Origin of the sequence: Psychrobacillus sp. BM2 (assembly GCF_048572895.1) — a bacterium.
Lineage (GTDB): Bacteria > Bacillota > Bacilli > Bacillales_A > Planococcaceae > Psychrobacillus.
Map to the genome: position 1 here is coordinate 3,963,023 of NZ_CP183878.1, position 26,468 is coordinate 3,989,490.

The 26,468-nt window shown below is 34.6% G+C and carries 26 protein-coding genes and 1 riboswitch; of the genes, 5 read left to right on the forward strand and 21 right to left on the reverse strand.

All coding sequences use genetic code 11. The features are described 5' to 3' along the window. Nucleotides 1-710 precede the first annotated feature (710 nt). From ACN6MX_RS19535 to ACN6MX_RS19550, 4 genes are all read right to left on the reverse strand, one after another. Nucleotides 711-1,430 (reverse strand): GNAT family N-acetyltransferase, encoded by a 720-nt coding sequence (locus tag ACN6MX_RS19535; protein ID WP_419960431.1) that lies wholly within the window; start codon nt 1,428-1,430, stop codon nt 711-713. Between the two features lie 23 nt (nt 1,431-1,453). Further along, entirely contained in the window at nt 1,454-2,188 is a 735-nt protein-coding gene (locus ACN6MX_RS19540) for an amino acid ABC transporter ATP-binding protein (RefSeq protein ID WP_419960432.1), read from the reverse strand. Between the two features lie 18 nt (nt 2,189-2,206). Further along, on the reverse strand, nt 2,207-2,968 hold the full coding sequence (locus ACN6MX_RS19545; protein ID WP_419960433.1) for an amino acid ABC transporter permease: 762 nt from the start codon (nt 2,966-2,968) through the stop codon (nt 2,207-2,209). A 133-nt stretch (nt 2,969-3,101) separates the two neighbouring features. Further along, on the reverse strand, nt 3,102-3,959 hold the full coding sequence (locus ACN6MX_RS19550; RefSeq protein ID WP_419960434.1) for a transporter substrate-binding domain-containing protein: 858 nt from the start codon (nt 3,957-3,959) through the stop codon (nt 3,102-3,104). 125 nt (nt 3,960-4,084) lie between these two features. Beyond that, nucleotides 4,085-4,268, reverse strand: a riboswitch (Lysine riboswitch). Between the two features lie 191 nt (nt 4,269-4,459). Between ACN6MX_RS19550 and ACN6MX_RS19555 the strand changes: the two genes are divergently transcribed. Continuing rightward, a complete protein-coding gene (locus ACN6MX_RS19555; RefSeq protein ID WP_419960435.1) occupies nt 4,460-5,860 on the forward strand; it encodes a purine-cytosine permease family protein in 1,401 nt (466 codons plus the stop codon). 254 nt (nt 5,861-6,114) lie between these two features. Here ACN6MX_RS19555 and ACN6MX_RS19560 read toward each other — a convergent pair whose 3' ends face one another. Then, nucleotides 6,115-6,279, reverse strand: coding sequence for a YvrJ family protein (locus ACN6MX_RS19560; RefSeq protein ID WP_340776809.1), 165 nt, complete (start codon nt 6,277-6,279; stop codon nt 6,115-6,117). Nucleotides 6,280-6,733: 454 nt separating this feature from the next. Here ACN6MX_RS19560 and ACN6MX_RS19565 point away from each other — a divergent pair, with 454 nt between their 5' ends. Further along, nucleotides 6,734-8,038 carry a tetratricopeptide repeat protein gene (locus tag ACN6MX_RS19565; protein WP_419960436.1) on the forward strand — a complete coding sequence of 435 codons (1,305 nt, stop codon included), beginning with the start codon at nt 6,734-6,736 and terminating at the stop codon, nt 8,036-8,038. A gap of 292 nt (nt 8,039-8,330) precedes the next feature. Here ACN6MX_RS19565 and gltP read toward each other — a convergent pair whose 3' ends face one another. The 3 genes from gltP to ACN6MX_RS19580 form a co-directional block, all read right to left on the reverse strand. After that, on the reverse strand, nt 8,331-9,611 hold the full coding sequence (gene gltP / locus ACN6MX_RS19570) for a glutamate/aspartate:proton symporter GltP (RefSeq protein WP_419960437.1): 1,281 nt from the start codon (nt 9,609-9,611) through the stop codon (nt 8,331-8,333). 206 nt (nt 9,612-9,817) lie between these two features. After that, nucleotides 9,818-10,696 carry a response regulator gene (locus ACN6MX_RS19575; protein ID WP_419962669.1) on the reverse strand — a complete coding sequence of 293 codons (879 nt, stop codon included), beginning with the start codon at nt 10,694-10,696 and terminating at the stop codon, nt 9,818-9,820. Nucleotides 10,697-10,706: 10 nt separating this feature from the next. Beyond that, complete coding sequence (locus ACN6MX_RS19580) at nt 10,707-11,966, reverse strand: ATP-binding protein (protein WP_419960438.1); 1,260 nt, start codon at nt 11,964-11,966, stop codon at nt 10,707-10,709. A 141-nt stretch (nt 11,967-12,107) separates the two neighbouring features. Here ACN6MX_RS19580 and pgeF point away from each other — a divergent pair, with 141 nt between their 5' ends. Next, entirely contained in the window at nt 12,108-12,869 is a 762-nt protein-coding gene (gene pgeF, locus ACN6MX_RS19585) for a peptidoglycan editing factor PgeF (RefSeq protein ID WP_419960439.1), read from the forward strand. Between the two features lie 54 nt (nt 12,870-12,923). Here pgeF and ACN6MX_RS19590 read toward each other — a convergent pair whose 3' ends face one another. Together ACN6MX_RS19590 and ACN6MX_RS19595 are read right to left on the reverse strand one after the other, a co-directional pair. Further along, nucleotides 12,924-13,412 carry a methylated-DNA--[protein]-cysteine S-methyltransferase gene (locus ACN6MX_RS19590; RefSeq protein ID WP_419960440.1) on the reverse strand — a complete coding sequence of 163 codons (489 nt, stop codon included), beginning with the start codon at nt 13,410-13,412 and terminating at the stop codon, nt 12,924-12,926. Next, nucleotides 13,405-13,980 carry a bifunctional transcriptional activator/DNA repair enzyme AdaA gene (locus ACN6MX_RS19595; protein ID WP_419962670.1) on the reverse strand — a complete coding sequence of 192 codons (576 nt, stop codon included), beginning with the start codon at nt 13,978-13,980 and terminating at the stop codon, nt 13,405-13,407. Before ACN6MX_RS19595 ends, ACN6MX_RS19590 begins: the two co-directional genes overlap by 8 nt. 188 nt (nt 13,981-14,168) lie before the next feature. Between ACN6MX_RS19595 and ACN6MX_RS19600 the strand changes: the two genes are divergently transcribed. Then, nucleotides 14,169-15,359: a M14 family metallopeptidase gene (locus tag ACN6MX_RS19600; protein WP_419960441.1), complete on the forward strand. Its 1,191-nt coding sequence runs from the start codon at nt 14,169-14,171 to the stop codon at nt 15,357-15,359. Nucleotides 15,360-15,429: 70 nt separating this feature from the next. Here ACN6MX_RS19600 and ACN6MX_RS19605 read toward each other — a convergent pair whose 3' ends face one another. After that, on the reverse strand, nt 15,430-16,251 hold the full coding sequence (locus ACN6MX_RS19605; RefSeq protein WP_419960442.1) for a hypothetical protein: 822 nt from the start codon (nt 16,249-16,251) through the stop codon (nt 15,430-15,432). 57 nt (nt 16,252-16,308) lie between these two features. Beyond that, nucleotides 16,309-16,851, reverse strand: a complete 543-nt coding sequence (locus ACN6MX_RS19610; RefSeq protein WP_419960443.1) for a GrpB family protein — start codon at nt 16,849-16,851, stop codon at nt 16,309-16,311. 296 nt (nt 16,852-17,147) lie between these two features. Between ACN6MX_RS19610 and ACN6MX_RS19615 the strand changes: the two genes are divergently transcribed. Then, nucleotides 17,148-17,681 carry an ECF transporter S component gene (locus ACN6MX_RS19615; protein WP_419960444.1) on the forward strand — a complete coding sequence of 178 codons (534 nt, stop codon included), beginning with the start codon at nt 17,148-17,150 and terminating at the stop codon, nt 17,679-17,681. Between the two features lie 110 nt (nt 17,682-17,791). Here the strand turns inward: ACN6MX_RS19615 and ACN6MX_RS19620 are convergent, their stop codons facing one another. From ACN6MX_RS19620 to ACN6MX_RS19660, 9 genes are all read right to left on the reverse strand, one after another. Further along, nucleotides 17,792-18,508, reverse strand: a complete 717-nt coding sequence (locus ACN6MX_RS19620) for a sulfite exporter TauE/SafE family protein (protein ID WP_419960445.1) — start codon at nt 18,506-18,508, stop codon at nt 17,792-17,794. A gap of 248 nt (nt 18,509-18,756) precedes the next feature. Next, complete coding sequence (locus ACN6MX_RS19625; protein ID WP_419960446.1) at nt 18,757-18,978, reverse strand: DUF1540 domain-containing protein; 222 nt, start codon at nt 18,976-18,978, stop codon at nt 18,757-18,759. A gap of 194 nt (nt 18,979-19,172) precedes the next feature. Further along, complete coding sequence (locus ACN6MX_RS19630; RefSeq protein ID WP_419962671.1) at nt 19,173-20,705, reverse strand: malate:quinone oxidoreductase; 1,533 nt, start codon at nt 20,703-20,705, stop codon at nt 19,173-19,175. A gap of 342 nt (nt 20,706-21,047) precedes the next feature. Next, complete coding sequence (locus ACN6MX_RS19635) at nt 21,048-21,875, reverse strand: MetQ/NlpA family ABC transporter substrate-binding protein (RefSeq protein WP_419960447.1); 828 nt, start codon at nt 21,873-21,875, stop codon at nt 21,048-21,050. A gap of 16 nt (nt 21,876-21,891) precedes the next feature. After that, nucleotides 21,892-22,554 carry a methionine ABC transporter permease gene (locus tag ACN6MX_RS19640; protein ID WP_419960448.1) on the reverse strand — a complete coding sequence of 221 codons (663 nt, stop codon included), beginning with the start codon at nt 22,552-22,554 and terminating at the stop codon, nt 21,892-21,894. Then, a complete protein-coding gene (locus ACN6MX_RS19645; RefSeq protein ID WP_419960449.1) occupies nt 22,547-23,296 on the reverse strand; it encodes a methionine ABC transporter ATP-binding protein in 750 nt (249 codons plus the stop codon). Before ACN6MX_RS19645 ends, ACN6MX_RS19640 begins: the two co-directional genes overlap by 8 nt. Before the next feature lie 275 nt (nt 23,297-23,571). Then, nucleotides 23,572-23,784, reverse strand: a complete 213-nt coding sequence (locus ACN6MX_RS19650; RefSeq protein WP_419960450.1) for a hypothetical protein — start codon at nt 23,782-23,784, stop codon at nt 23,572-23,574. A 187-nt stretch (nt 23,785-23,971) separates the two neighbouring features. Beyond that, on the reverse strand, nt 23,972-25,162 hold the full coding sequence (locus ACN6MX_RS19655) for an ABC transporter permease (RefSeq protein ID WP_419960451.1): 1,191 nt from the start codon (nt 25,160-25,162) through the stop codon (nt 23,972-23,974). An 11-nt stretch (nt 25,163-25,173) separates the two neighbouring features. Beyond that, the gene (locus ACN6MX_RS19660) at nt 25,174-26,292 is read right to left on the reverse strand and encodes an ABC transporter (RefSeq protein WP_419960452.1); all 1,119 of its coding nucleotides are present in this window, start codon (nt 26,290-26,292) and stop codon (nt 25,174-25,176) included. Between the last annotated feature and the right edge of the window lie 176 nt (nt 26,293-26,468).

Sequence of the window (26,468 nt, forward strand, 5' to 3'; positions counted from 1 at the left end):
TTGCTATATTTATTACCGAGTGAATTTTTAGGGGTGCTAGGTTGGTTGTGACAAACGTCACAACCAACCTAGCACCCCTTTTTTTCGGCAATCTTATGGCGTTTGTCTATCTGTCACCCTCCTACAACTTTTAGAAACAGTTAAGTGCGTTTTTGGATAACTAGAGAAAAGATGCTTTCCTATTTTCAGAGGAAGCTCTCGAAGATGCAATTTCGTTCGCTATTTACTTCTTTATGGGGCAAATACTTACTACTTCTCTTTATTTCCACCTAGTATAAAAGAAAACCTGCTTTCTTCATCTAACATTGGATAATAGCATCTAATTCAAAATCGATTACAAATGATTTTATCACTCTCTAAAAATTGACCAATCTTATCATCTAAGCAATAAGCTATGCTAATTCTTATAGTGGAGTACTCCACACTAATTGATTGTAGTGAAAGGTGGCGACTCAAGCGGGAACAGCACGAGCTGAAAGCCCCGCAGGAAAGACATTGGGCGAACCTTGTTTGACCAATGTCTTTGCGACGAGTAACCGCAGGAGCATATGTTTTCGCAGTGACGAGGAGATTGAAGCCGTGCTCGCGGAACGCATCCAGCTGAAACGGAAATCAGTAGTATTATTCATTCTTTCACCCATATACACAGTGTACACGGTACAATTTTATATACTTTCTTTTAAAAAAAGTGGATGACTCATTTTGTGAGTTCATCCACTTTTCATGTCTATTCGGTAAATTCCTTTTATATCTCGTAATATACATCCATTGGCTTCAAAAATTCGTCTCATAGGCTTATTACTTTTATCCGTGCTCCCCAAATACTCCTTCGCACCGAATGTTTTTAAAATTTCTAATGAAATAGTATGAAATATCTTTCCGTACCCCTTACCTCGCTGTTCTGGGACAACCCCAAAATAAAACATTCTTCCCTCGTCAGGCGTACCCTGTTCAATATGAGGAATACTTATTCCGTAGTTCATACCATCTTGAGAAAAGATAAAGCACTGGTCTCGCCAAATAGTACCTAATTCACTTTCAAGTGATTCCATTATCTGACTAATAGAAAACAAATTATTTTTGTTAGCGGAACCACTCCTACATGAATCGTACAATATAGCAAAATCAAAATCAGTAGTTTGGCTATCAGAAAGAGCTTCTACTTGAAAAGTATTTGTATAATTAGACGGTCCTTCCAATGGCTTTGTATACTCCACAATAGAAGACACTTTCTTAAATCCACGCTTTAATAGCCAGTCCTCATTCTCTTCATCCATCAGAAGGGATAGATAGGCTACTCTTTGTCCCTTCCACCCTGTTAATAATTTATCAAATGCAACTAAGTAATCTATGTTGGGAATATGAGATACTTTTAGCTGATCTACAAGCCAGTATTCTTGGTCTTTTTTTATCACATTGAAAAGGTTCACCTATCGACTCCCCCATGCTGTTATTAGTTTAATGTTCGCTTTAAGAATGTTTTTGTTCGTTCTTCTCTTGGATTGTTAAAGATTTGTTCAGGAGGTCCTTCCTCAGCAATTACTCCTTTATCCATAAAAACAACTCGATCCGCAACTTCTTTAGCGAACTCCATTTCATGTGTAACTATTAACATTGTAAGTCCCGTGCCCGCTAACTCTTTCATAACTTTCAAGACCTCTCCAACCATTTCCGGATCAAGTGCCGAGGTTGGTTCATCAAATAACATAACATCTGGTTCCATGGAAAGTGCTCTCGCTATCGCAACACGTTGCTTTTGACCACCTGATAACTGCTTTGGTTTGGCATTTACATAGTGATCCATTCCTACTACTTTTAAGTATTTTAACGCTATTTTTTCGGCATCTTCTTTAGAGCGTTTTAACACTTTTACTTGACCTACCGTACAGTTATTCAACACATTATGGTTGTTGAATAAGTTAAATTGTTGGAAAACCATTCCTAGCTTTGTCCGGTAGGCATGGATATCGTGCTTTTCATCTAAAATATTCTCTCTGTTATAAATGATTTGCCCGCCACTGGGCTTTTCTAACAAGTTTATACAACGAAGTAAAGTGGACTTTCCTGATCCAGAGGAACCAATGATGCAAACAACTTCTCCTTTGTTCACTGAAAAATCTATATCTCTTAGAACCTCATGATTTCCGAAGGACTTACTTAAATGTTGAACTTCGATGACATTTTCCATAGATTTCTCCTCCTTCGTTTAATCTATATTAGTATTACTCTTGGTTACCATAAGTTGGGGTGGTGGCTGTCCAATCATGCTGTAGTTTTCTGGTCCATCTAATTTTCTCTCTATATAACGTAATATTAATGTGACAGTAAACGTCATGACAAAATACAAGATACACGCTATAAAGAACGGTTCAAAGTACTTAAAGCTAATACCTGCAACTGTCTTCGTTTGAAAAAATAACTCCGTAACACCAATAACATTTAATACGGATGTATCTTTGATATTTATGATAAATTGATTGCCTGTTGCTGGTAAAATATTTCGGATTACTTGAGGTAAAACAACACTCCACATTGTTTGAACATGATTCATACCTATTGCTTGTGCAGCCTCAAATTGTCCTTTATCAATTGAAATGACACCTCCGCGCACAATCTCTGCCATATAGGCACCGGTATTAATCGAAACGATGAAAATCGCTGCCAATGTACGGTCCATATCTACGCCAAAGGCTAGTGCGGAGCCATAGAATATCACCATTGCTTGTACAATCATTGGTGTTCCTCTAAAAAATTCAATATATATAGAAAGTATCAGATTAACTATTTTTAATACAATACGTTTTAGTTTTCTTTCAGGTGTAGGAATTGTACGAATGACCCCTGCTAGCAAACCAATAACTGCTCCAATAATCGTCCCAATTATGGAGATTAATAGTGTCATTCCAGCTCCACGAAGGAACATCGGCCAGTTACTTGTAATCATCGAAATAATATATTCTATGCTCATACATTTCCCTCCTTCTTTAGAAAAGCGGCAGACGCTGCTGGCGTCTGGAGCTAGACAGATAATAAGTAAAAAGCATTTACTTTATTAAAATAAAAACCGACTGCAAAAAGATGCAGCCGGTATCACTTCATCCCTATTGTGCCGCTGGTTGGTTATTAATAGCAGCATCCATAATTTCTTGTCGTTCTTCTTCAGAAATTTCCGCTAAAATTTTGTTGATTTCTTCGGTTAATTCACTATCTTTTTTCAAACCTACTGCTACTGCTGTTTCTTCTTCGTCTGCTTTAAATCCTTCTGTAAACTCCACCATTGCAAAGTTTTTGTTTGCAGAAGAGGCACTAATTCCTTCTGGACGTTCAGATACATAGCCATCAATAACTCCAGATTCCAAAGCAACACGCATTGCGGAGAAATTATCAGATGCTGGTTGTTTTTTCACATCTTTAATTTGATCGATTACACCATAATGTGAAGTATTCAGCTGACCCGTAATTTTAGCACCACTAAAATCTTGAATAGAGGTAGCACCTTCAAAAGGACCGCCTTTTTTCACAACCATAACAAAGTTGGAAGTGTAGTAGTTTTCTGAGAAGTCGATTGTTTCTTTACGCTCTTTTGTAGGCGACATTCCTGCGATAATTGCATCAATTTTGTCTGATTGTAATGAAGGGACAAGTCCATCCCATTCTGTTTTGACGATAACTAGTTCTTTTCCTAATCCGTCTGCAATTCGTTTAGCAATTTCTACATCATATCCACCGGCATATTCTGCGTTTCCATCAATCTTCACTGCTCCATTAGAATCATCTAGTTGTGTCCAGTTAAAAGGTGCATAACCAGCTTCTAAACCTACTGTAAACGTTTCTGCTGCTTCTTCAGTATTATCATCAGCGGAAGATCCTGAAGTTTTTGTCGTCGTATCTGTTCCGCACGCTGCTAATAACAATAAGAAAGATGCGAATATCGTTAAAAATACTAATCTCTTTTTCATTATAATTACTCCCTTTTTATCAATATATGTTCTTACCTATAAAAAAAGACAACTTGTACAAAAAAAGACCTGAGATGAACTCAGGTCGCAATATGTATAGTTGCCCTAAATCCTCTACTTTTCCCAAATGAGATAGCACACCATTATAAACCGGGATGTTTATAGTGGACAGTCCTGCAATTATTAACTGCAGACCCAGCAAGTAATACCGAGCAATATTACAAGCTTCGGCGACATTTCCTTCTCCATAGAATCATAGCATCTCAAACTCCACTAAGGACTGTTAAATATCGCGCCTCTACCTCACTATACTAAGTGAGGTCGTATTCAATTATGATTCATAGTTTACAATACCCATATATTCCTGTCAACTGCTTAAAAATTAATATTTAGCTAGGTATATGTTATAATGGATAGTGGCAAAATAAGAATAAAGGAAAATTTAATTATTATTGCTTCTTCTCGCATTGGTAATTATTTTTTTAATAGGAGTTGATATTATGGGATCTGTCCAACTTACAGATCACAAAGTAACCGAAGAGATAGACAAAGATTATTCATTAGAGAAGGTGCCCCGTAGCCAAAGAAATATGGGTTGGTTAAGCATAACCAATATTACATTAGGAATAGCCACTGCCATTTTTTATTTTCAAATGGGGAGTGTAATGGCTCTTCAATTTGGGGCACTTAATGCTATTATCTCCTCCATTTACGCAATAATAGTTGCCGGCATACTAGGAACCTTCATTTCTTACTTATCTGCAAAATCTGGTATGAATGTCAATCTATTATCTAGAGGGGGAGGTTTCGGCTATATAGGTGCTTCCTTAACGTCCTTCCTCTACGCAACAAACTTTATTATGTATTGTGCATTTGAAGGTCTCATTTTAGTTTCCGCGGTTCACACCTTCTTCCCCAACCTTCACGAATGGGCATTAATTATTTTCTTCGGATTTATCGTTATACCTTTAAATTGGTTTGGTATTAAACAGCTAGATAGAATACAAAAATGGTCTTTACCTATATTTGTTATTTTCTTAATAACAGCTATTGTTATATCGTTTTATACACCTTCTGTATTTGAAGGACCATTTTGGACTTATCTACCGGAAGGAGTTCAAGTTGGAGGACAAGCTTTACTTCTATGCATAGGAGTTCAACATGGAATAATGGGTCTAACAGCCTTAATAGCTTCTGATTATGCTCGTTTTCTAAAACCGAAAGATATTAAACTCGGATCTGTTGCAATCGGTTTCGTTCCCCAAATCATCTGTTTCGGTATTATGGGTGGTCTAGGAATTTGGTTTGGTGTTCGCTTAGGAGAACCGAATCCTGGAGTTTATATAGTAATGCTTCTCGGTATTGGCGGAGCATTATTCACTATGTTAACCCAATTACGTATAAATATTACCAATATATATAGTAGTTCCTTATCTTTATCTAACTTCTTCGAAAATATATTTAAATTTACTCCTGGTCGCCGTTTTTGGGTAGTCGTAAGTGGAATTAGTGCAATAGTTCTAATGCTTGGCGGAATTGTTGATCACTTGGATACTGCTATGACATTTCAAGGTGTATTTTTACTTTCATGGGCCTCTATATTAGTTACCGATGCATTAATCGTTAAAAAAGCTTTGAAAATTGGTCAGCGTTATTATGAGGATCGCCAAGAATATCTATATAAATGGAACCCTGTAGGAGTTGTAGCATTGATCATGTCTAGTGGTTTAGGCACATTTGCAGCACTAGGTTATATGGGAACATTTTTACAAAGTACCGCTGCTTTCTTTGCAGCTATTTTAGCAGCAATTCTTACAGTTATTATTGCGGTATTAACAAAAGGGAAGTACTACAGTAAAGGTACTGCAGATGATATTCCAAAAGAAGACTATATTGCATAAGCAATAATTACTTCTTCCAATTTAGTTAACCTCTAATTCCTAATGAATAAATCAAAAAATATTCTCATTATTGACATGAAAAAAGTAATCCATTTTTTGAGTTAACACTCAGGATGGATTACTTTTCACTTCTGTCATCTTCATTAAAGAAAATCATGAATCCAAAGTGAAAATAGGTTTAACTTCCAAAAGTGCAGTTTCTTCTTTAGCAATTTATATTATCAACAGGATATCAATTTCATCGGTGTTACACTTTACTTTCTTTTTTCTATACTGTTATTAACAACATTAGCTATATTGTGAATGGTATTTTCAAGAGAGTCTATTTTATTTTCAAATCGATGCAACAAATATATAGTGACTACAATGGGAAATCCAAAGTTTCCAATTAATTGTATAATATTTTCCTCCCCAATCATGAGTATCCCCCTTTCTCTATTACTTACCATTCCTCAAGCAATTGATATTTCTGTTGAGTAAAACCACTTAAAGTTTGAAGATCTGTATTCTGATGAACTCACTTGTCCAAAAGTTAAAAATTATACCTCCTGTTACTTGAATGCCCTTTCTTTAGTTTAATTGATTTTATTATATTATACTAAATTTTTATTATATTTAGAATAATTATAAGTTGGGAAACACGACCTAATTTCCTAGATTATTAATATATATATTAAACAACTTTCATAACTCAATGAAATTTTATTACTTTTTAATAAAATTTGGATATCTGTTATACCTATATTCTACAATGTTCTACTACTTTCTATGCTTTTCTATAATTTGTTAGTCGTTTTAAGTCGAACGATTGAAAAAGGGTATTTAGTTTTTTTCAAGAATTAGTACATTACTAATTCATAAGGAGTGAAGAAAATGAGTAGTATAGGTCATATAATAAAATCAGAAAGAATCAACCAAAGTATGAAACAAACGACATTGGCCAAGGGAATCTGCTCTACTTCCTACTTAAGTAAAATAGAAAATAATTTAACCGTACCAAGCGAAGAAGTAATAACGTTTTTACTTAAAAAACTAAATATAGAAATAAATCAAGTATCCACTGAAAAAGAAAATAAAGTTATCTTCTCATTATACGAGTTGTACAAAATTGGAATTTTAAAGAGAGATAAGGAATTTATAAGAGAATCCTTGCACAAATTCACCAATCAAAAGCTATATTTTTTACAACTAAATAATTATTATAATTACCACATTTATATGTTTCGTCTCTTGTTAATACTAGATGAAGATGAGGATGCCCTACAATCTTCCTTTAACGTAATTATGAAAATAAAAGATGATATGGACGTTAAACAAAAGTTTATTATTAATTTAAATTTAGGTCTTTACAGTTATTTAGATGGAAGTTTTCAAGAAGCATTAAGTCGGTTGAACATGCCATTAAAATTAATAAATAATGGAATAAATGAAGAATGGGAAATAGCAGATTTTTATAATGTACTAAGCTTAACGTACCTTAAATGTAATGAATTTTTTAATGCAATATATTACGCGTCAAAATCATTACTTTATTATAAAGACAATCTTTTATTTGAAAGAGCGATTGATAATTACATCGTTATAGGAATTGCCCATAAAGAAATGAGAAAATTTCAAGAAGCAGAAAAGAACTATAATTTAGCTAGGAAACTGGCAATAGATTATAAACTGATTAATTATGAGGAGGTGATTTATCAAAATCTAGGTTCATTGCATGCAATTCAAGGGAATCATGAAAATGCAATTGAGTTTTATAAGCAAAGTTTAAAAATTAAAGAAGAAGATTGTAACGCCAAAGGATATTTACTAACAACTCTATCTATTATAAAACAGTATTCCAAACAGTCTGATCATCAACAGGTTCTCAAATGGTGTCAGAAAGGCTTAGATAAAATAGTAGAAGGAAAAAATTCTACAAAAGAATATATTTCTTATTATTATCACCTAGAAATATATAAGAATTACCACAATTTAACGGACGAACTTGAAATGGTATTAAGGGAAGCCATAAGTTATTTTGAATATGAACAAGATGAACGTCATGTTCAAAAGTATTCTATATTGTTGGCAGATTACCTTTTTAAACATCACAAATTTAAAGCAGCAAGTTTGTATTATCAAAAAGCAAATCAGATTTTTTTCAAACAAAAATTTATTAATAAATGGGAGGATTTATAAAATGAAAAAGAAGATTGTACTGCTAACTTTATCAAGTATTGTCATCCTGTCTTTGAGTTTTACAACAAACATAAAACAAATGAGTGAAAACGAAACCCCAAGACCAACATCTATAATAAAATCTTTTATATAAAAGATTTGTGTTTCAAGCTGTGAGTGTTATCAGCAAATGATTATCAACTTGAAGGTGAAGGCTCATCTGGTGTCATAACAAAACCGGCAATCCAAATGGATAGCCGGTTTTGTTGATTACTGCTATAGAAAACGACTTATTTCACTCAACAAAGATATTTTAAACCCTTTCTTCTAAAGAAAGATAATACTCTTTTTCTTTTTGTTGATCGAATCGACCTTCCCACTTAGCCATAACAATTGTAGCTAATGCATTCCCAACAACGTTAACAACTGTACGAGCCATATCTAGAAGACGGTCAATTCCTGCGATGAAGGCTAGACCTTCAAGTGGAATACCAACTGTTCCTAAAGTTGCCAGTAACACAACAAACGAGACGCCTGGAACTCCTGCAATACCTTTAGAAGTGACCATTAGAACTAACACTAATGTAATCTGTTGAGAAATACTTAAGTCAATTCCATACATCTGAGCTATGAAGATAGCCGCAATTGCTTGATACAAGGTAGATCCATCCAAGTTAAATGAATATCCCGTTGGCACTACAAAAGACACAATATCCTTTGGTGATCCGAACTTCTCCATTTTCTCCATTACTTTTGGTAAAACTGTTTCCGAACTTGACGTTGAATACGCTAAAAGGAGTTCGTCTTTTAATACTTTTAACAGATGGAATATATTAATACCTACTAATTTAGCTATTCCGCCAAGTACAACAATTATAAAGAATATCATCGTTGCATACACGAGAATCATCAACTTACCTAAAGGCAATAAAGACTCGAGACCGAATTTAGAAACCGTTACCCCTATTAAGGCAAAAACCCCAAAAGGAGCAAACTTCATAATAAGGTTTGTGACCCAGAACATAGCATCCGCTGTTCCCTGGAAGAAAGCTAGGACAGGCTTTCCTTTCTCACCAATTGCTGCGATCCCTAATCCAAATAATACGGAGAAGAAAATAATTGGAAGCATTTCTCCTGCTGCCATCGCTTCAACAATATTATCTGGAACTATTCCTACAATAATATCTAATATTCCATGATCCTCTTTCTGCACTTCCTCAGTCGTTTGAACATATTGATCAATATCACCTTTAGCTAGGCTTGACATGTCGATACCTTCACCAGGTTGGAAAATATTCGCTGCAAACAATCCAACGATAATCGCAAAAGTTGTTACGAGTTCAAAATAAATAAGTGTTTTCCCACCTAATTTTCCTAACTGCTTAATATTTCCCGTTCCAGCAACACCTAAGATTAAAGTCGAAACAATGATTGGAACAACAATCATCTTAATCATATTGATAAACATGGTCCCTATGGGCTGTAAGTATTTTTCAACGGAAGGATTTCCAAAGAAAACGGCCCCCACAATAATACCTAGGACCAACCCTACTAAAATTTGATATGCTAATGTAAATTTAAATTTTCTTTTCATCTTAAAGTCACCACTCCCAAACTTGTAACCGCTTTCTGAAAAACAGATTAGCTTAGATAGTAGTATATGGGCAACTTATAAAATCATACAGAATCCTACATTTATCTTTACATTCGTAAATTTATCTCGCATTAACGGACAGTATAACTAACAATCAGTGCGGACGAAGAAAACCCCACTGATTGAAGTTTCACTTTCTCCTAAGGCTATTTATAACTTTCTAGTACTTCTAGATAAAGCACTTGAAGAAATTTTTTTATATTTACCTTTATTTTAGAAGGATTTAACCTATTTTCTCCTATTTCTATTGTTAATTTTCGAATTTCTTGAAAATCGAAGTATCTTGGTGCATAATGCTCGAATTCCGGGTTTGTATAGTCAATGGCGCCAATTGTAGCCATATGTTGCATAGCTAATAATATCGTTCTTCGCAGTCGCTGTTCGATTGCCTTCATTTCTTTTTTGATATCTTCCACATCCTGTTTCGCCGCACGCGATTCATATATATCTTTCAATGGAGGAAATTTGCTTAAAGGGTTACTTTGATGAATAAGTACTTCAACTATCGAGATCAGATCATTGCTTCCTACTTCTCCCACTATCCCCATGTCGCTTAGCTTCGAACTAACAATCTCTCTAACACTTTGCTTTTTTGGCACTGGGTTTAAAGAAACAATATTTGATAAGGAATCTTTTATCGCCAAGAGAGAGTCCTTCAAACGAAATTGTTCCGCTGTTTTCGTTAAGATGCTTTGAACTTCAACACGATTAATTGGCTTATGTATAAAAAACTCAATACCTTTTATATATGCTTCTCCCACCATCTCCTTATTGACAACTTGAGAAATCATTATAAATTGCCCTTCAAATCCCTTACCTTTCAATTGTTCAATTGTTTCAAGTCCATCTAATTCTGGCATTAGAAAATCTATGAGAACAACATCTGGTTCTGTTGTGAGAATGGGTGATATACTTTCCAATCCATTTTCTGCTTCCCCAACAACTAGCCCCAGCTCTCCCTCTGTTATGATTTTTTTAAGCATTAAACGGCTTGCTGGGTCATCATCTACAATATAATAGCGCAGTGTTCCTCCCCTACCTTCTCAAGTTTTTTGTTGGAATACTAATTTTAAAAATAACACCCTTTTCAAGTGATGTAATGTCGATATGCCCTTCTAACGTTTGAATAATTTCTTGTGTGTGTGATAATCCAATACCTGTTGCAGCTACTCCTTGATCATTGAATTTTGTTGTATAGCCTGGTTCAAAAACAATTGCTTGATCTTCTTTTGAGATACCTCTTCCAGTATCTTTAATAACAAACCATGTATGGTGAAATTCCTCATACATATCTATATAAATTTCTCCGTCATATAAAATTGCTTCTACTGCATTCGCAACCAAATTATTCAATATCGCCAGTAACGGAATTTGCTGCTCCGTTTCAAAATCAATTGAAATAGTAGAGTGAATAACAATTTGCTTTTTTAGCAATTCACTATATTTTTCATTGGCATGAATAACAAGTTGGAGTACCTCTGAAAGAAAATAATGCATCTCTCTCTTAGTTTTTGTAATTTTCTCTAAACCTGCTAGAATTCGTTGAGAATCCTTTTTCACCTCATGTATTTCCTGCGCAACATGCAGTGCTTGGACACTTAAAGAATGATATTCTTGTTTTTTTAGCTGACGATATAGATCATAGCTAGATGCGGTGATTTGTTCAATATGATTCATCGATTTTTGTAAATAGAGTGTTTCTGCGTATAGATTAGAACCAATCTCCAACATTCCCTGCATACGCTTATTTTGTTCCATTATTGTAATGGAACTATATAAACCTACTACAAAATAACTTCGAAAAATGGCTACTAATACTAATAATACCCATTCTCGAAACTCAAAATGCAAATCGCTTACTAACAAATAACGAGCAATATGTTCCACACTATTAGCCGTAAACTCAATTGCTGTAGCAACTGCTCCAAGTAAAAAAGGTGCAGTTTTGAAACGCTCTAACTTAATAACACTTAAAACAGCTGCAAATAGAAAATAAAATAAAAATGCTGGTAAATGATTCTCAAAGATTAACCAAAAAGCATCATCCGTAAAAATCATATCTTCCCCGATTCGTACAACTACAACAGCAACTCCTGTAAAAAGACCAGTGAGGACAAACGAAGCTGGCTGAAAAATTAACAAAAGAAAGAAAAAAGCAGCACTTCCTAATCCAAAGCGGAAGTCCTCCCCATTGAAAGGAATAACTTTAAATTCACTAGCAATTACAGTGAATAATATCGTGATTACCAAGGCACTCCATTTATTAGTAGTTAATTGATGTCGTTTAAAAACCATAAAACTCCCCTATATGGATGGATGTATTTAATAATATGAGTATAACATTTTCAGGTCAACTTTAGACCGAGCTCACAGTAGAAAACATTGTATTTCTATACATTTAAAACGCACTATTATATAGTGACATTAGGTGATCATATGAATATAAAAATGTATCTAAACAATGAAAAGATAATCGCAGGGATGACCATGAAGGATAAAGAGGAATTAGAACAGGGAAATATGGCTCTACATGCATGTATAAATCTAGAGCATGTTTTAGAAAACCGTAAAAAATTAGCAACTTCTTTATCTTGTGGGATTGATAATTTCGTTTGTGCCAATCAAACACATAGTGCTCATTTTCATCGAGTAACACTTGAAGATAAAGGACGTGGCGCCAGAACGAAAGATACAGCAATAGCCGATACAGATGCCCTGTATACATTTGAACCAAATATTGTTCTGTCGAGCTTTACAGCGGATTGTGTTCCGGTTATTTTTTACAATAAAGTAAATGGTCTTATTGGTGTCATTCACTCGGGTTGGCAAGGAACGATTAAGGAAGTTACCCCCAAACTATTTAAACACTTAATAGAGGTGGAAAACTGTAATCCAAGTGACTTCCATGTTCAAATAGGCGCTGCACTAAGCCAAGAGAAATTCGAAGTCGATACCGATGTCTATGCAAAATTTAACGACTTAGGCTATGCCAATGACTTCATGTATTATAAGGAATCCACTAACAAATATCATATTGACAACCAGATGACTGTAAAAAAACAATGCGAGCTTGCTGGAATCCCTTCTGACCAAATTATAATCGATCCCATATGCACATTTTTGAGTTCAGATGGATTCTCCTATCGTGAAGATAAACAAGCAGGAAGACATTTAAGCTTTATAATGAGAAAAGATTAATCATCTAAAAAGCACATCGACTCCGATGTGCTTTTACTTATTCCCATTTACCTTTTATAACCTTGTATTTTTAACCTTCTGTTCATGCTGAAGTAACCATTCTTTTCTCCAGAGCCCACCTGCATAGCCTGTTAACTTTCCATTTGTACCAATTATCCGATGACAGGGTATTACGATAGTTAACTTGTTCCTACCATTGGCGCTTCCTACAGCTCGTATTGCTTTTTCATTGCCAATTGAAATCGCAATATCTTTATAAGATCCTGTTTCTGCATAGGAAATACCTTTTAAAGCATTCCACACAGACTGTTGAAAGATGGTTCCATTCATCACATAAGGAAAGGTAAATTCATGAAGCTTCCCTTTAAAGTAATCTTCTATTTGAGTAAGGCAATCTTTTAGAACCTGAGGAGTATCTTCTTGCAATGTATTTACCATTTCTTCTCTTTCTACAAATAGAATGGAACTAATGGCTTGATCTGTCCCTATTATTTCTAAAACCCCAATCGGTGATTTGTAGTCTACTGTATATAATTTATCCATCTAACTCATCCTTACCTTTTTGTTTTCTATACTCACTTGGAGAACAGTTTTGCAAATATCGAAAAATCTTATAAAAGTTTGATGAACTTTGAAACCCGGTTTCATAGCAAATCTCCAAGTTAGTTAGGCCCGTGTTTTTCAATAAATACACAGCTTTCTCTATTCGGATTTTCTCTAAATAGCTACGAGGTGTTACCCCAGTTTCCATTTTAAATAATCGTTCCAAATAATAGGGGCTTAGCCCAACATGATTGGCGATATCCAATAACTCTAGTTTTTGTTTATAGTTATTGACTAGGAAACCAATGACACTTTTTACAACTTCTATATGAGGTGAGTGCTCTACCTCTGGCTTACATCTTTTACACGCACGATATCCCGCTTTTTCAACTTCTTGAATACACTGAAAAAATTCAACGTTTTTCATTTTCGGCTTTCTCGATCGACAGGAAGGACGGCAATATATTTTCGTCGTTTTTACCGCCGTATAGAATAGTCCATCGTACATTCGGTCGCAGGTCATAATTTTATCCCACATTTCCTCGAAGGAAAGATGGATAGTATCCATCAAAATATTCACATCCCTCTTTTGGATATTCTTGTAATCCATTCTATCAACAGTTCTACGATATCGCGACCTCATTCTTGCTCTTATGGTCTTAAGAATTACTAGACCTTCATACTAACTCCTCACTTTTTCGGAATTCGTTTCATATACTTTTATGATTAGCTTTTTTATCTAAAGGAGAGAACGACATGGATGTATATGTTAGACCCGGGGATTCCCTTTGGTATTATAGTCAATTATTTAGGATTCCTTTTAAACTTATTATTGATTCTAACCGCAATATTAACCCACAAATACTTTCAGTAGGTGTGCGTATTCAAATTCCAGGTTATATTACTACTCAGTATCAAATTAGATCTGGAGACTCCCTATGGTCAATTGCTAGCAGTAGAAATCTTCCACTAGATGTACTTCTACTTAGTAATCCTACTCTCAATCCAATACGCCTGCAAATCGGACAGACAATAAATGTTCCCGTAAGAGTAACTTGGAGAATTGTGAATGGAAAACAAAATTATGATTTTAGCACGATGATGAATGATATTAGGCAATTACAAACTGTTTATCCATTCTTGCTAGTATCTGCTATCGGTAATTCAGTCGAAAATCGACAAATTCCTGAAATTTTAATAGGCAGTGGAGAAAAAAGGGTTCATTATAATGCTTCCTTTCATGCGAATGAATGGATTACGACACCCGTCTTATTAACCTTTTTAAATGATTACGCATTGTCCTTAACTAACCAAACTCCTATTCGTGGACTTGATACATTCCCGTTGTATTCACAAACCTCGTTGTCTCTAGTTCCAATGGTGAATCCCGATGGCGTGAATCTCGTGATAAATGGGCTTCCTGATGAAAGTCCTTGGAGAAGTAGAGTGATTGAGTGGAATAATGGCAGCTCTGATTTTTCCGGATGGAAAGCAAATATCCGAGGTGTCGACTTAAATGATCAATTTCCCGCGAAATGGGATTTAGAACGAGCACGAAACCCTAAAGTTCCGGGTCCGAGAGATTATGGGGGAGAAAGTCCATTATCGGAGCCAGAAGCAATTGCGATGGCGGATCTGACAAGGAGTCGTGATTTTGCAAGAGTACTAGCATTTCACACACAGGGTGAAGTGATCTATTGGGGATTTGAAAACCTCGAACCACCAGAGTCCGAGGCAATGGTCGCTGAGTTTAGTAGAGTCAGTGGATACGAACCTGTACAGACGATTGATAGCTACGCCGGCTATAAAGACTGGTTTATCCAGGATTGGCGCAGACCCGGCTTTACTATCGAGCTCGGCACAGGAACAAATCCCCTGCCACTTTCCCAATTTGATGAGATCTATGAAGAGGCATTGGGAATCTTTTTAGCAGGATTGTATGTATAAAACTTCAAAGATATAGCGGAAAAATGGTAATTATAGTAACCTTTTTCCCGCTATATTTGTTTAACTTAAGCTATGGACTCTGCTTGCCGAAAACTAAAGATATTATCCAGATAAAGAAAACTATTCCCACAAAAATAAGTTCTATAAAATGGATTCTTAATACCTTTTCGTAATTCTGTTTTGCCTGTCGAATTCCCAAAAAGTCCACGTGATGGATGATATAGATAAACCCACACAAAAAAATAAGTCCAGATAAGCAGTACATTCCACCTTCTAAAGTCATTGCATTCATACCACCACTTATTTCAGCGAATGTATACCCTAGCTCTTTCGTTATTAAGTAGGAGAAAATTATTACTATAAATAGAAGCAAGGACAAGCTATAGAAATGATTTCTATAATCAATTAAACTCATTAGCTTTCTAACTTTAGCAGTTTTTGGTTTTAACTTTTCATCATCTTCCATTTCCATGTCATCATGATACATCGAATAGAAAAAGGCTACTATAACCATCACACAAAATAGAATCGGTGATAGTAAGCGAACGGCTAGTCCAAAATCAAAAATAGAAATAATCACCAAAACAATAAGGAGACATACAACCAATCTCCCCCCCAATTTATCTCTTTCATCCCAAATTCTACGAATATAAACTCGATTATCTCTCCAGTCAGAACCCCTTTTTACTTCTAAACTTAGAGGCTTTTTAAATTTGAATAAGAAGTAGGAGATAGCGATCAAACACATCCCTATTATTAAGTAAACAAATACCTCTCTTGGATAGGAAATAATCGAATCATATGACTCTACAATCCAAAGTCCGTCCAATACTATACAGAATAGGCCAATGAGGAAAATATATGGAGCAGCTTTACTAATAATATTCTTCACTCCCTTTTTATAGATTTTATATAGTTCACATTAGTAACCCCTTCATTTCACCTTTTTTCAAATATTTGAATCCTCTTGAGGATTATTTAATATGGATTCTATAAAATATCCTTTTCCCTGTGTATAGGATTCTCTATCATTTGTACTTCTTGCTAATTCTCTTTTTAAACTTTCATATGTACGTAGTGCTTCGGGATGATCCCTTAAATAATCTCTAAAAATTAGATGCCTCCTCAATTCATCGCTACTCAGAAGACATACATATAGATGATGTTCCATCCAGATTGTACCTTCATTGTCTTTTGGGACATTTTGATTGGTTCTGGCAAAGGCTTCCCTGTTCTTAATCCCCAAATCTCCCTCATGATAGTAACCTAATTCCTCGAGTCCTTTTATCACTGGAGGAAGGAGATGATTATTTTGGATGACAATATCAATATCGATTATTGGTTTAGCACTTAATCCTTTTACCGATGTGCTACCTACATGTTCAACAGAGAGAATTAAGTCCCCTAATTTATTTTGATAAATAGAAGATAAACATCGAAAGTTTTTTTCCCACACGGGATTGTATTTCTCCATTTTTATTTTCTGTTCCATAACTATGTTCTCCTTAGAGGATGATTAAAGCTAATTTTATCTTTACCCCAATTCTTAAAAATCTTGATTTAACCTCTTATTCTAATTCGATACTCAATTTAAAAGTCCTCTAACTATGTAAATTGATAAATCAACCTACTTTTAATCTTAGACTATTTAGGAACACATATTATTTAGCTGGTTCACCTACAAACTGACCACTACAATTTTCGTTAAATTGATACTTTTAAAAAGATCAATTCCTTGCTAATGTAATTCTTAACTCATAAAAAATATTGAAAAGGAAGGTTTTAACTATGCAAAAAACAATAAGCTATTCCCCGGCACGTACTTTCGATTTAATTATTACATCTATGTTAATTGCCCTTGTCTTCATTGCTACAGTTATGTTAAACATTAAATTACCCATCACAGCAAACGGTGGTTTAGTTCACCTTGGGACAGCTGTACTCTTTATCTCTTCTATTTTATTTGGTCCTAAAAAAGGTGCTATTGCTGGGGCTCTTGGTATGGGTTTATTCGATTTAGTAGGTCCTTGGATTTTATGGGCACCAATTACGTTTTTAGCACGCGGCTTGCAGGGATATATCGTGGGTAAAATTGCTTGGTCGAAGGGACGCAACGGAAGTAGTTTAGCACTCAATTTATTTGCAACGATTGTTTCTATTCCTTTTATGCTAGGTGTCTATTATCTTGGAGAAGCAATCATCTTTAAAAGTTGGATTGTACCGGCTGCCTCTATACCTGGGAACATCGTACAAAATGTTGTAGGACTTTGTGTAGCCATCCCAGTTTGTGTAGTACTGAAAAAAATTCCGTTTTTTAAATAGTAAATAAATCAATGTAATCTCTTTTAAATATCCCCTTTACAACAAAAAGAAGGAGATTGCTCTGTGTATCAAGCAATCTCCTTCTTTTTTCTATCTAATTTTAATAACACTTAACTCAAACTTTCAAAAAACATGTATAATCCTGTAAACAACAAAATGATATATGTAAATATGCGAAAAATATTTTGATTAATCCGCTTAAATAATAGTTGACCCAAGTACAGTCCAATTAGTACAAATGGTAAAGCAATTCCGCTAGATACCCAAACTGTTTTGCTTGTTCCCGCAAAAATGACTTGGATTATTAGACTCACTGAATAGATAAATAAATAAAATGCCAGCGTAGTACCGCGCAACTTTTCTTTTTGAGTATCTGTACCGGAAAAATACAACAATAAAGGTGGTCCTGGCATCCCAATACTAGTTGTTAGAGAACCTGATAATCCGCCCACAATCAAATCTCGTTTTTTATTCTGTTTTATTCTAAATCTAAGTATAAGCATTATTGTTAAAACTAAGATGATAAGACCTATTCCCAATTTAATTTTATTAATATCTATTAGTAAGAAAATCATAATTCCTATCGGCAGTCCTGTGACACTTCCAAGTACAAACCTTTTTAATACTTCAAAATCTATATCATTTATAATCTTAGTTATTAAAGCACCAGAAATAACTAATGATAACAAAAGGTTAATTTGTATTGCTTCCATAGGTTCAAATATTAAAAGAAGGAAGGGAGTAGCCAAAATAGAAAAACCAAATCCGGTACTCGTTTGAAGAATGGAGGCCACTACAATAATTGCAAAAAATAGTACTGTATCCATATAAAACCTACTTTCTTTACATAAGACATTGAATAAAAGTATTCTATTTAGAATATCACTATCCAAAAACAGGTCAACCTTTTTTCTACCGTTTAAATTTTAAACAATTTTTTTCAGTAAGTTGTCCCTTATTTAAAGAGGGACTAAAGGATAATTTCCTTTAGTCCCTCCATCTCAATGTTTAGTTTACATCTGCCAATATTCAACCTAAATGGTTCGATCCCATTTCAGTATTATTAAAAATAATACTATTTTTGATCTTCTTTAGGTTTGAACGTTTTACAGCACGTATCTGCAGAATGGCTTGCTTCTTCAGAAATAGAGCGGTAATCAAATTCAGAAGCAAACTCTGTATTATTGTTGTTTGCATTGTAATCCATATCGATTTCAATCTTTTCAGCTCCACAAACATTTCCTTTTGCATGGAAAATACAATTTGATACAGCACATTTCACTTCTACATTTGGCATTGTTGTCCTCCTCATTGAAATATTTTGAGAAATACTTCAAAAGTACTCCTCATAGAGTATCTTATCCAATTCGACGATTTTAATTTATGTTAGAGGTTTCTTTTTGTATCTGCTCTTATGATCTTAAGTATGAAAAAAAGAATCTTTAATCTATCTATAGACAGATTAAAGATTCTACGTTTTAAAGAAAAGAATTAACTATAGACCTGCTCTTTTTTGCTTAAGCCAAGTGTATCTGCGGTTGAAGTATGAACTTCTTCCAAAAGCTCTGGATTTTCCATTAGTGACACTCCATAGGAAGGAATCATCTCTTTAATCTTCGGTTCCCATTCTTGCATATGTTCTGGGAAGCATCTATCAAGAATTTCAAGCATAGCGTGAACAGCTGTAGAAGCACCTGGAGAAGCACCTAATAATGCTGCGATTGAACCGTCAGCGGCAGTGACAATCTCTGTACCAAATTGAAGTGTACCTTTGCCGCCAGCTTCAGTATCCTTGATAACTTGTACACGTTGACCCGCAACTACTGTATCCCAATCCTCCAGTTTAGCATTCGGGATAAACTCACGTAATTCTTCAATACGTTTTTCTTTTGATAACATAACTTGCTGTATCAAGTATTTTGTTAAGGATAACTCTTTCGCTCCCGCCGCCAGCATAGTTGTTAGGTTATCTGGTTTTACAGAAGTTACTAAATCCAACATTGAACCTGTTTTTAAAAACTTTGGTGAGAAACCAGCAAACGGTCCAAATAATAGTGATTTTTTATTGTCGATAAATCTTGTATCTAGATGTGGTACTGACATTGGTGGAGCACCAACCTTAGCTTTCCCGTATACTTTTGCATGGTGCTGCTCTACAACTTCCGGCTTGTTACATACTAAAAATAATCCACTTACAGGGAATCCACCAATATGTTTTCCTTCAGGAATACCAGATTTTTGTAGTAAATGAAGACTTCCGCCACCGCCTCCGACGAAGATGAATTTTGCTGTATGAAATTCGATTTTACCTTCAGCATCATTTTTCACTTTCACTTCCCACTTGCCATCACTCGTACGTTTAAGATTTTCCACACTATTATTGTAATTAATATCAACGTTTTGACTCTTTAGGTGGTCAAGCAACATACGTGTTAAAGCTCCAAAGTTAACATCTGTTCCAGAATCAATTTTAGTAGCTGCAATAGCTTCCGTCGTAGGACGATCTTGCATGATAAGCGGAATCCATTCATTCAGTTTTTCTGGATCATTGGAAAATTCCATTCCTTCGAATAGAGGATTATTTGACATTGCTTCAAAACGTTTCTTTAAAAAAGCTACATTATCTTCTCCTTGTACCATACTCATATGAGGTAATGGCATGATAAAGTCTTCTGGATTATTTAGTAGCTTGCTATTTACAAGATAAGACCAAAACTGCATTGAAAGTTGAAATTGTTCATTAATATTGATTGCTTTATTAATATTTATAGACCCATCTGGATTTTCTGAAGTGTAATTTAGCTCACATAGTGCTGCATGCCCTGTCCCTGCGTTATTCCATTCGTTAGAGCTTTCTTCCCCTGCTTTATCGAGTTTCTCAAATACTTTTATTTTCCACTCCGGTTTTAATTCCTTCAATAATGTTCCCAAAGTAGCACTCATAATTCCGGCACCTATTAAGATAACTTCTGTTTCTGTTTCAGTTTCTCTCTTATTCATATTAACCTTCCTTACTCCGTATATTTGTATAAAGGATGTATACTACTTAGGCATAACAATATGTCAAGTTAAATTACAGGAATACATCTTTTTTATTTCTACTATAACCATATCATAAATTATAATTTATCATTGATAAACTATCTTCTAATATCTGTTAATTATAAGCTATTTGAAAGCGATTTAAAAGTGATTTAAAAGCTAGTAAATAGTGAGAATATTACCAGCGGGATGCTACTATACAATTTTCGCAATTACATAAGGTACGTTGTCCACAATGGATACTTTAACTTAAAGCTTTGGAAGTATAAAAGGGCTATTCCTAGCTGTAAAAACAACTCGCATAACCCTTTCCTTTTAACTGCATTAGAATGCTGGAATTGCAGTTTCATCATAATTTTCTTCTAAAAATTCGCGTACTTCGTTACTTGTCATAGCTTCAGCTAGCTTTTTAATGGCTTCCGAATCCTTATTGTCTTCGCGTGCTACTAGAGTAATGGCAAAGTCATTATCGTCACCTTCAGTTAGGAGAGCATCACTTTTTGGTGTCAATCCAAGCGGTGCAGCATAAGCAGGTGTCATTACTACAGCGTCTGCATCATCATACATTCTCGCTAGCATTAACAAGTCTACTTCCTCAAACTTATAGTTTTTTGGATTTTCCTCAATGTCAGCCTTCGTGTAGTATGGACCTGTTTTCTCCTTTAAAGTAATAACATCATGTTGAGCTAACAATGCTAAAGAACGATCTATATTTGAAATATCATTCGCAATAGCGATAACGGCCCCCTCAGGCAATGCATCCATAGAATTGTATTCTTTAGAATACGTACCATAATTAGCAAAATATATAGGGACAATTGGAACTAAATTTGCATCGTTGTTTCTATTGAATTCCTCCATATAGGGAACGTGCTGGAAGAAGTTCGCATCTACTTCACTTGCCGCTAGAGCAGTGTTAGGCTGAACATTATCTCCTAATACAACAATTTCAAGATTAATAGATTCCTCTGCTAATTTTGGTTTAATAAGCTCAAGAATCTCTGTCATTGGGGGAATTAATGATGCTACTTCCAACGTAATTTCCTCTTGATCATTACCCTGCGCTTTTTCGTTATCATTCGTCTCTTTCTCCTGGCTACAACCAGCTAAAATTAATACAAACATTGTCATTAAAAAAAGTAATTTTTTCATGTTTTCCTCCAATTATCTATCTCTTATCAATCTTTCTTGCTACAGTTGTACCAATAAATTGAATAAGCTGTACTAGTATTATCATAATAATAATCATATAAATCATTAAATCTGTTTTAAATTGTTGATATCCATAGCGTATAGCAAAGTCACCTATACCCCCACCTCCAACTACTCCCATTATAGTCGAATAGGAAATAAAACTAATAATTGATGTCGTTAAACCAAGAACAAGACCAGATCTAGTCTCGACATAAAGAAATTTAAATATTATTTCCTTAACAGATGCCCCCATTGAAATTGCCGCTTCCATTACACCCTTTGGTACGTCCAATAAAGATTGCTCAACTAATCGTGAATAATGCGCAATGGCTATTATCGATAAAGGAACAATTGCAGCTGTTGTGCCAATAGCAGTCCCAATGATTAATCTTGTAAAAGGTATTAAAAAAACAACTAATAATAAGAACGGAAAAGAACGAATAATATTTACTAATAAATTTAAAACAGTAAAAACTAACCGATTCTCGATCACCTGACCCTTTCGACAAAGGAAAAGTAAAGTTCCCACTGGAAGACCTAATAAAATCGCAGCTACTATAGATGCACCAACCATTATAAAGGTTTCACCGATCGACATCCAAATTTCTGCTTCATATTGGACTAATATCTCAGGCATCGCCCATCTCACCATCCTTTGTTAACTGCTCTACAAAGTAGCTAGGGCTATTATCTTTAATTTGAATCCTTTTTGGATCAATTAATACTGTTTGATATATTTCTCCATCTGCCATTACAGTTACTCGATTACATATACTTTTAATCACTTCCATCTCATGACTGACAATGACGATTGTAACACCTAGGCTTTTATTGATATTTTCTAATACCTCTAGTATTTCAGCGGTTGTATTTGGATCGAGAGAAGAGGTTGGTTCATCGCATAACAAAATTTGAGGATTATTCGCAATTGCTCTTGCAATTGCAACGCGCTGCTTTTGTCCACCACTTAACTGTGCTGGATATTGTTCTATTAAATTCTCCAACCCAACAAACTGAAGACACTCTATCACGCGACTACTTTGTTCTTTTTTGGGAATGTTGGCCAACTCCAGGGAAACGACGACATTTTCATAAACGGTTTTATTTGCGACTAGATTAAAATGCTGAAAAATCATCCCAATTTTTTTTCGTGCTTGTCGAAGCTCTTTGCTGCTCAAGTTGGTTAAGCTTTGACCATTAACCTCTACTTCACCATCATCGGGGATTTCCAATAAATTCATTAATCTAAGCAAAGTGGACTTGCCTGCTCCACTAGCTCCAATAATTCCGTGAATCTCGCCATCATCTATCATTAAGGAAACAGATTTAATGGCTTGAAATGCTGAAAAACTTTTACTTGCATTATGTAATTTAATCACAAAAAAACCCCTTTCTATTAGTTGAAGGGTGATTACAATGTGTTTAATTATAGCCTAATATACTTGTACTGTCATTTAGCAAATGCTTTTGGATTGTATGTGGTTAATCGCAAGACAAATAGGACAAATCGCAAGGTTCGCTTCGTGAATCGCAAGTAACCTTGGAATCTTGCCCTTTAAACGGAGAATCGCAAATTGGATCGAGCTAATCGCAAGGTCCACTTCAAGAATCGCAAATAACCTTTGTTTTTAGAAGTCATTACCTTTACTGACACTCAATCATTCAATGTCAACTTACTAAAACTAAAATCGGACAACTGTTGCTCTATTAAATATTGCGCGATGGCTCCTAATGTGGGTGTGTCCTGGTTCAAATAATCTTTTCCAGATACATGATTATATAAATCACTTTGGTCAGGCATCATCGAAACAGCTTGGTGAATCTTCACTTCGTTTGCCTTATTTGAATATTGTAGTTCATTATTCAAAATTACCTTGCCCTTATTCGGTGATAAATAGTTCATAATTACATTCATGAGCGTCTATTTTCCAGTTCCATTCGGGGCTACAAAACCGATAATCTCTCCTGGTGGAACGGAATCGATATATCCTTTAATACTTGTTTATCTCCAAATTGAACACCAATTTGTTTCAATTCCAACATATCTATCATCCTTATACTATTAACTTAAATCTTTTAGACTGACTCACAATTAATGTCAATACCATCATGATAAGCGTGCAACTTCCTACAATTATTAACCCATTTTGATAGGTTAAGTGCAGTGATTCATAAATAAAATTTTTATAACCCGAAATAATTTGTCCTACTTGTACATAGGAGGTTGGATAGCCCTCAATTTCTGTATAAGCTCCCATCCCTCGATCAAAATAAAGCCACTCAGCTGCTATCACGATAAAGCTAACAAATAAATTAATGAATTCAGCCTTCACAATTAGACTTAGGAACAAAATGATAGCTATAAAGAATAGAATCCAAACACTAATGAACAAAGCATTTTTCAAAATGAATGTACCCATCGTCATATTCGTAAAGGTTTCTTCTATGTAAGAGTATATTGGTACCGGGAGTGAAAAATCACCAAAGCCATTTTGTAACCCGATAATTATGAAACCTACACATAGAGGTATGAATGACAAAATACTTCCTAAAAAAGCAACTAGTCCTTTCATACATAGCTTTTTCCAATCGGTAATAGGAAAACCTTTTAATAAACTTGGATTACGACGATCTTTCAATACAATATCTACAGAAAAAAAGATACAGCTTATAAACAATACAATTGGTAAATAGCCATTTAATAAACGTTGCAACGTTTGTAGAGCACTTCTTTCTTCAAACAGCTCTATCGAAAGCTCCGAATTTCCCTCTACATATCCAGTAAATCTACTACCTGTATAGCCATAACTATAATGTCCATCGGCATGACCAAAATCATTGTCATAGGTGTAATAGAGGGGGTTGTAGAATAATTCATCACTATTTACGATCAATGCATCAGAATACTTATACCATTTTGCTGTTACTTTCACATATTTTATATAATCCTTCTCACCTAATGCTTCCATTCTTTCTCTATCATAATTATCCCATTGAAGGAACATCGAAAGCGCATAGCGCGCATCACGATGTTTATTTTTTCTACCTCCTACGTTTTTGACAAAATCATCTCTCGTTTTATAACGTGCTTCCATTTCTGCTACATCGACTTTTTCAATAGGGTCATACGCAGGTGCGACTTTTAATGCAAAATATAACGCCAAAAAAAGTAAAATCACATACACAGCTATGTTTTTCTTATCCGTAAAAAATTGTCTAAATTCCCATTTAAAATAATTCCACATTTCATCACCCCCTATATTTTCTGAAGCTTACCTGTCGATAAAAACCATTTAATAATAGCCATTAGCAATGCTATGCTAATACACAAACAGACCAACCCAGCATTACTATTTAGTGCGACGGGAGTAGCTAAATTCAGAGAATCTCCATTTAGGACACTTGGAAAGTTAACATAGTTAAATGGATTAAACGGTAAAAGCTCGATTAGTCCTGGGAACAAAATAGGAATTACGACAAGAGTAATCTGAATAAATATAGTTAAATAAACATTTTTTAATAACAAATTTAAAATTACGGACAATAAGATTGCAAAAATCGCCAAAACAACCATATAAACAATGGATACTGCTATGTATTTGTAAATGGGATAAATCATTACTTGCCCGTTGAAAACAGCTACAGGATAAGAGGCCTGTCCCAATCCTTTAAAATAGATTAGCGGCAAACTACATACGATAAGCTCTATAATGAAAATAAAAACAATCCCCATCGAAGTCATACATTTCGCCAATACATACTTGGTAAAAGCGATAGGATAGCCTTTAATAAGAGAGGTATGTCGGAAATCTTCTATCATAATATTGGATGCATAAATACTAATTAAAACAAACCAAACTGATCCTACTACACTAATTAAAAACGCTAAAAATGGATAGAAACTAAGTGAGCCAAACGATAACTCTAAATTATTTTCATCTAAATAATTATAGTATGCAGAATCCATTTCATTTTCTATTTTGGATGGCAGATTTTCTGCTACAAGCTCATAACCATCCATATCAAATGCTTGTTTTCGTAATTTTGTTAGTTCTATTGCTGTTTCTATATATAATTTTGGACGCTCCATTTTCAGCGCCATCCCCTGTTTTGGATAAGTGTAATACTGTTTGACGATATTTATATATATATCACTACCCTCACCAAATTCACTGGCGTCTACAATTTGAAATTTATTTAAAGCTACCTTTACTGCTAGTGATTCACCTGATTTTTCTTTAATCGGATTTCCTAATTCCTGCGTATTAGCAAAGACAACCATCCCAATCACACAGAGGGCTACAATTAGACAGGCAAAAATGTTTTTCTTATCCGTTTTTTCTATTATATATAATGTTTTTAACACACTTCTCATACAATTCCACTCCTCCAACAAAAACATGACGAGAGTCGTTTTCCATTATTTACATTGAATATTCAGTCTATTTTGAGTACATATTTCTTTTAAGCTGTGTATGGAGTTCTTTACGCTTCTACTCATTCTATAAACACCCTTAATATTCCTTCTTTAGAAAAAAAAAGCATGCGGAA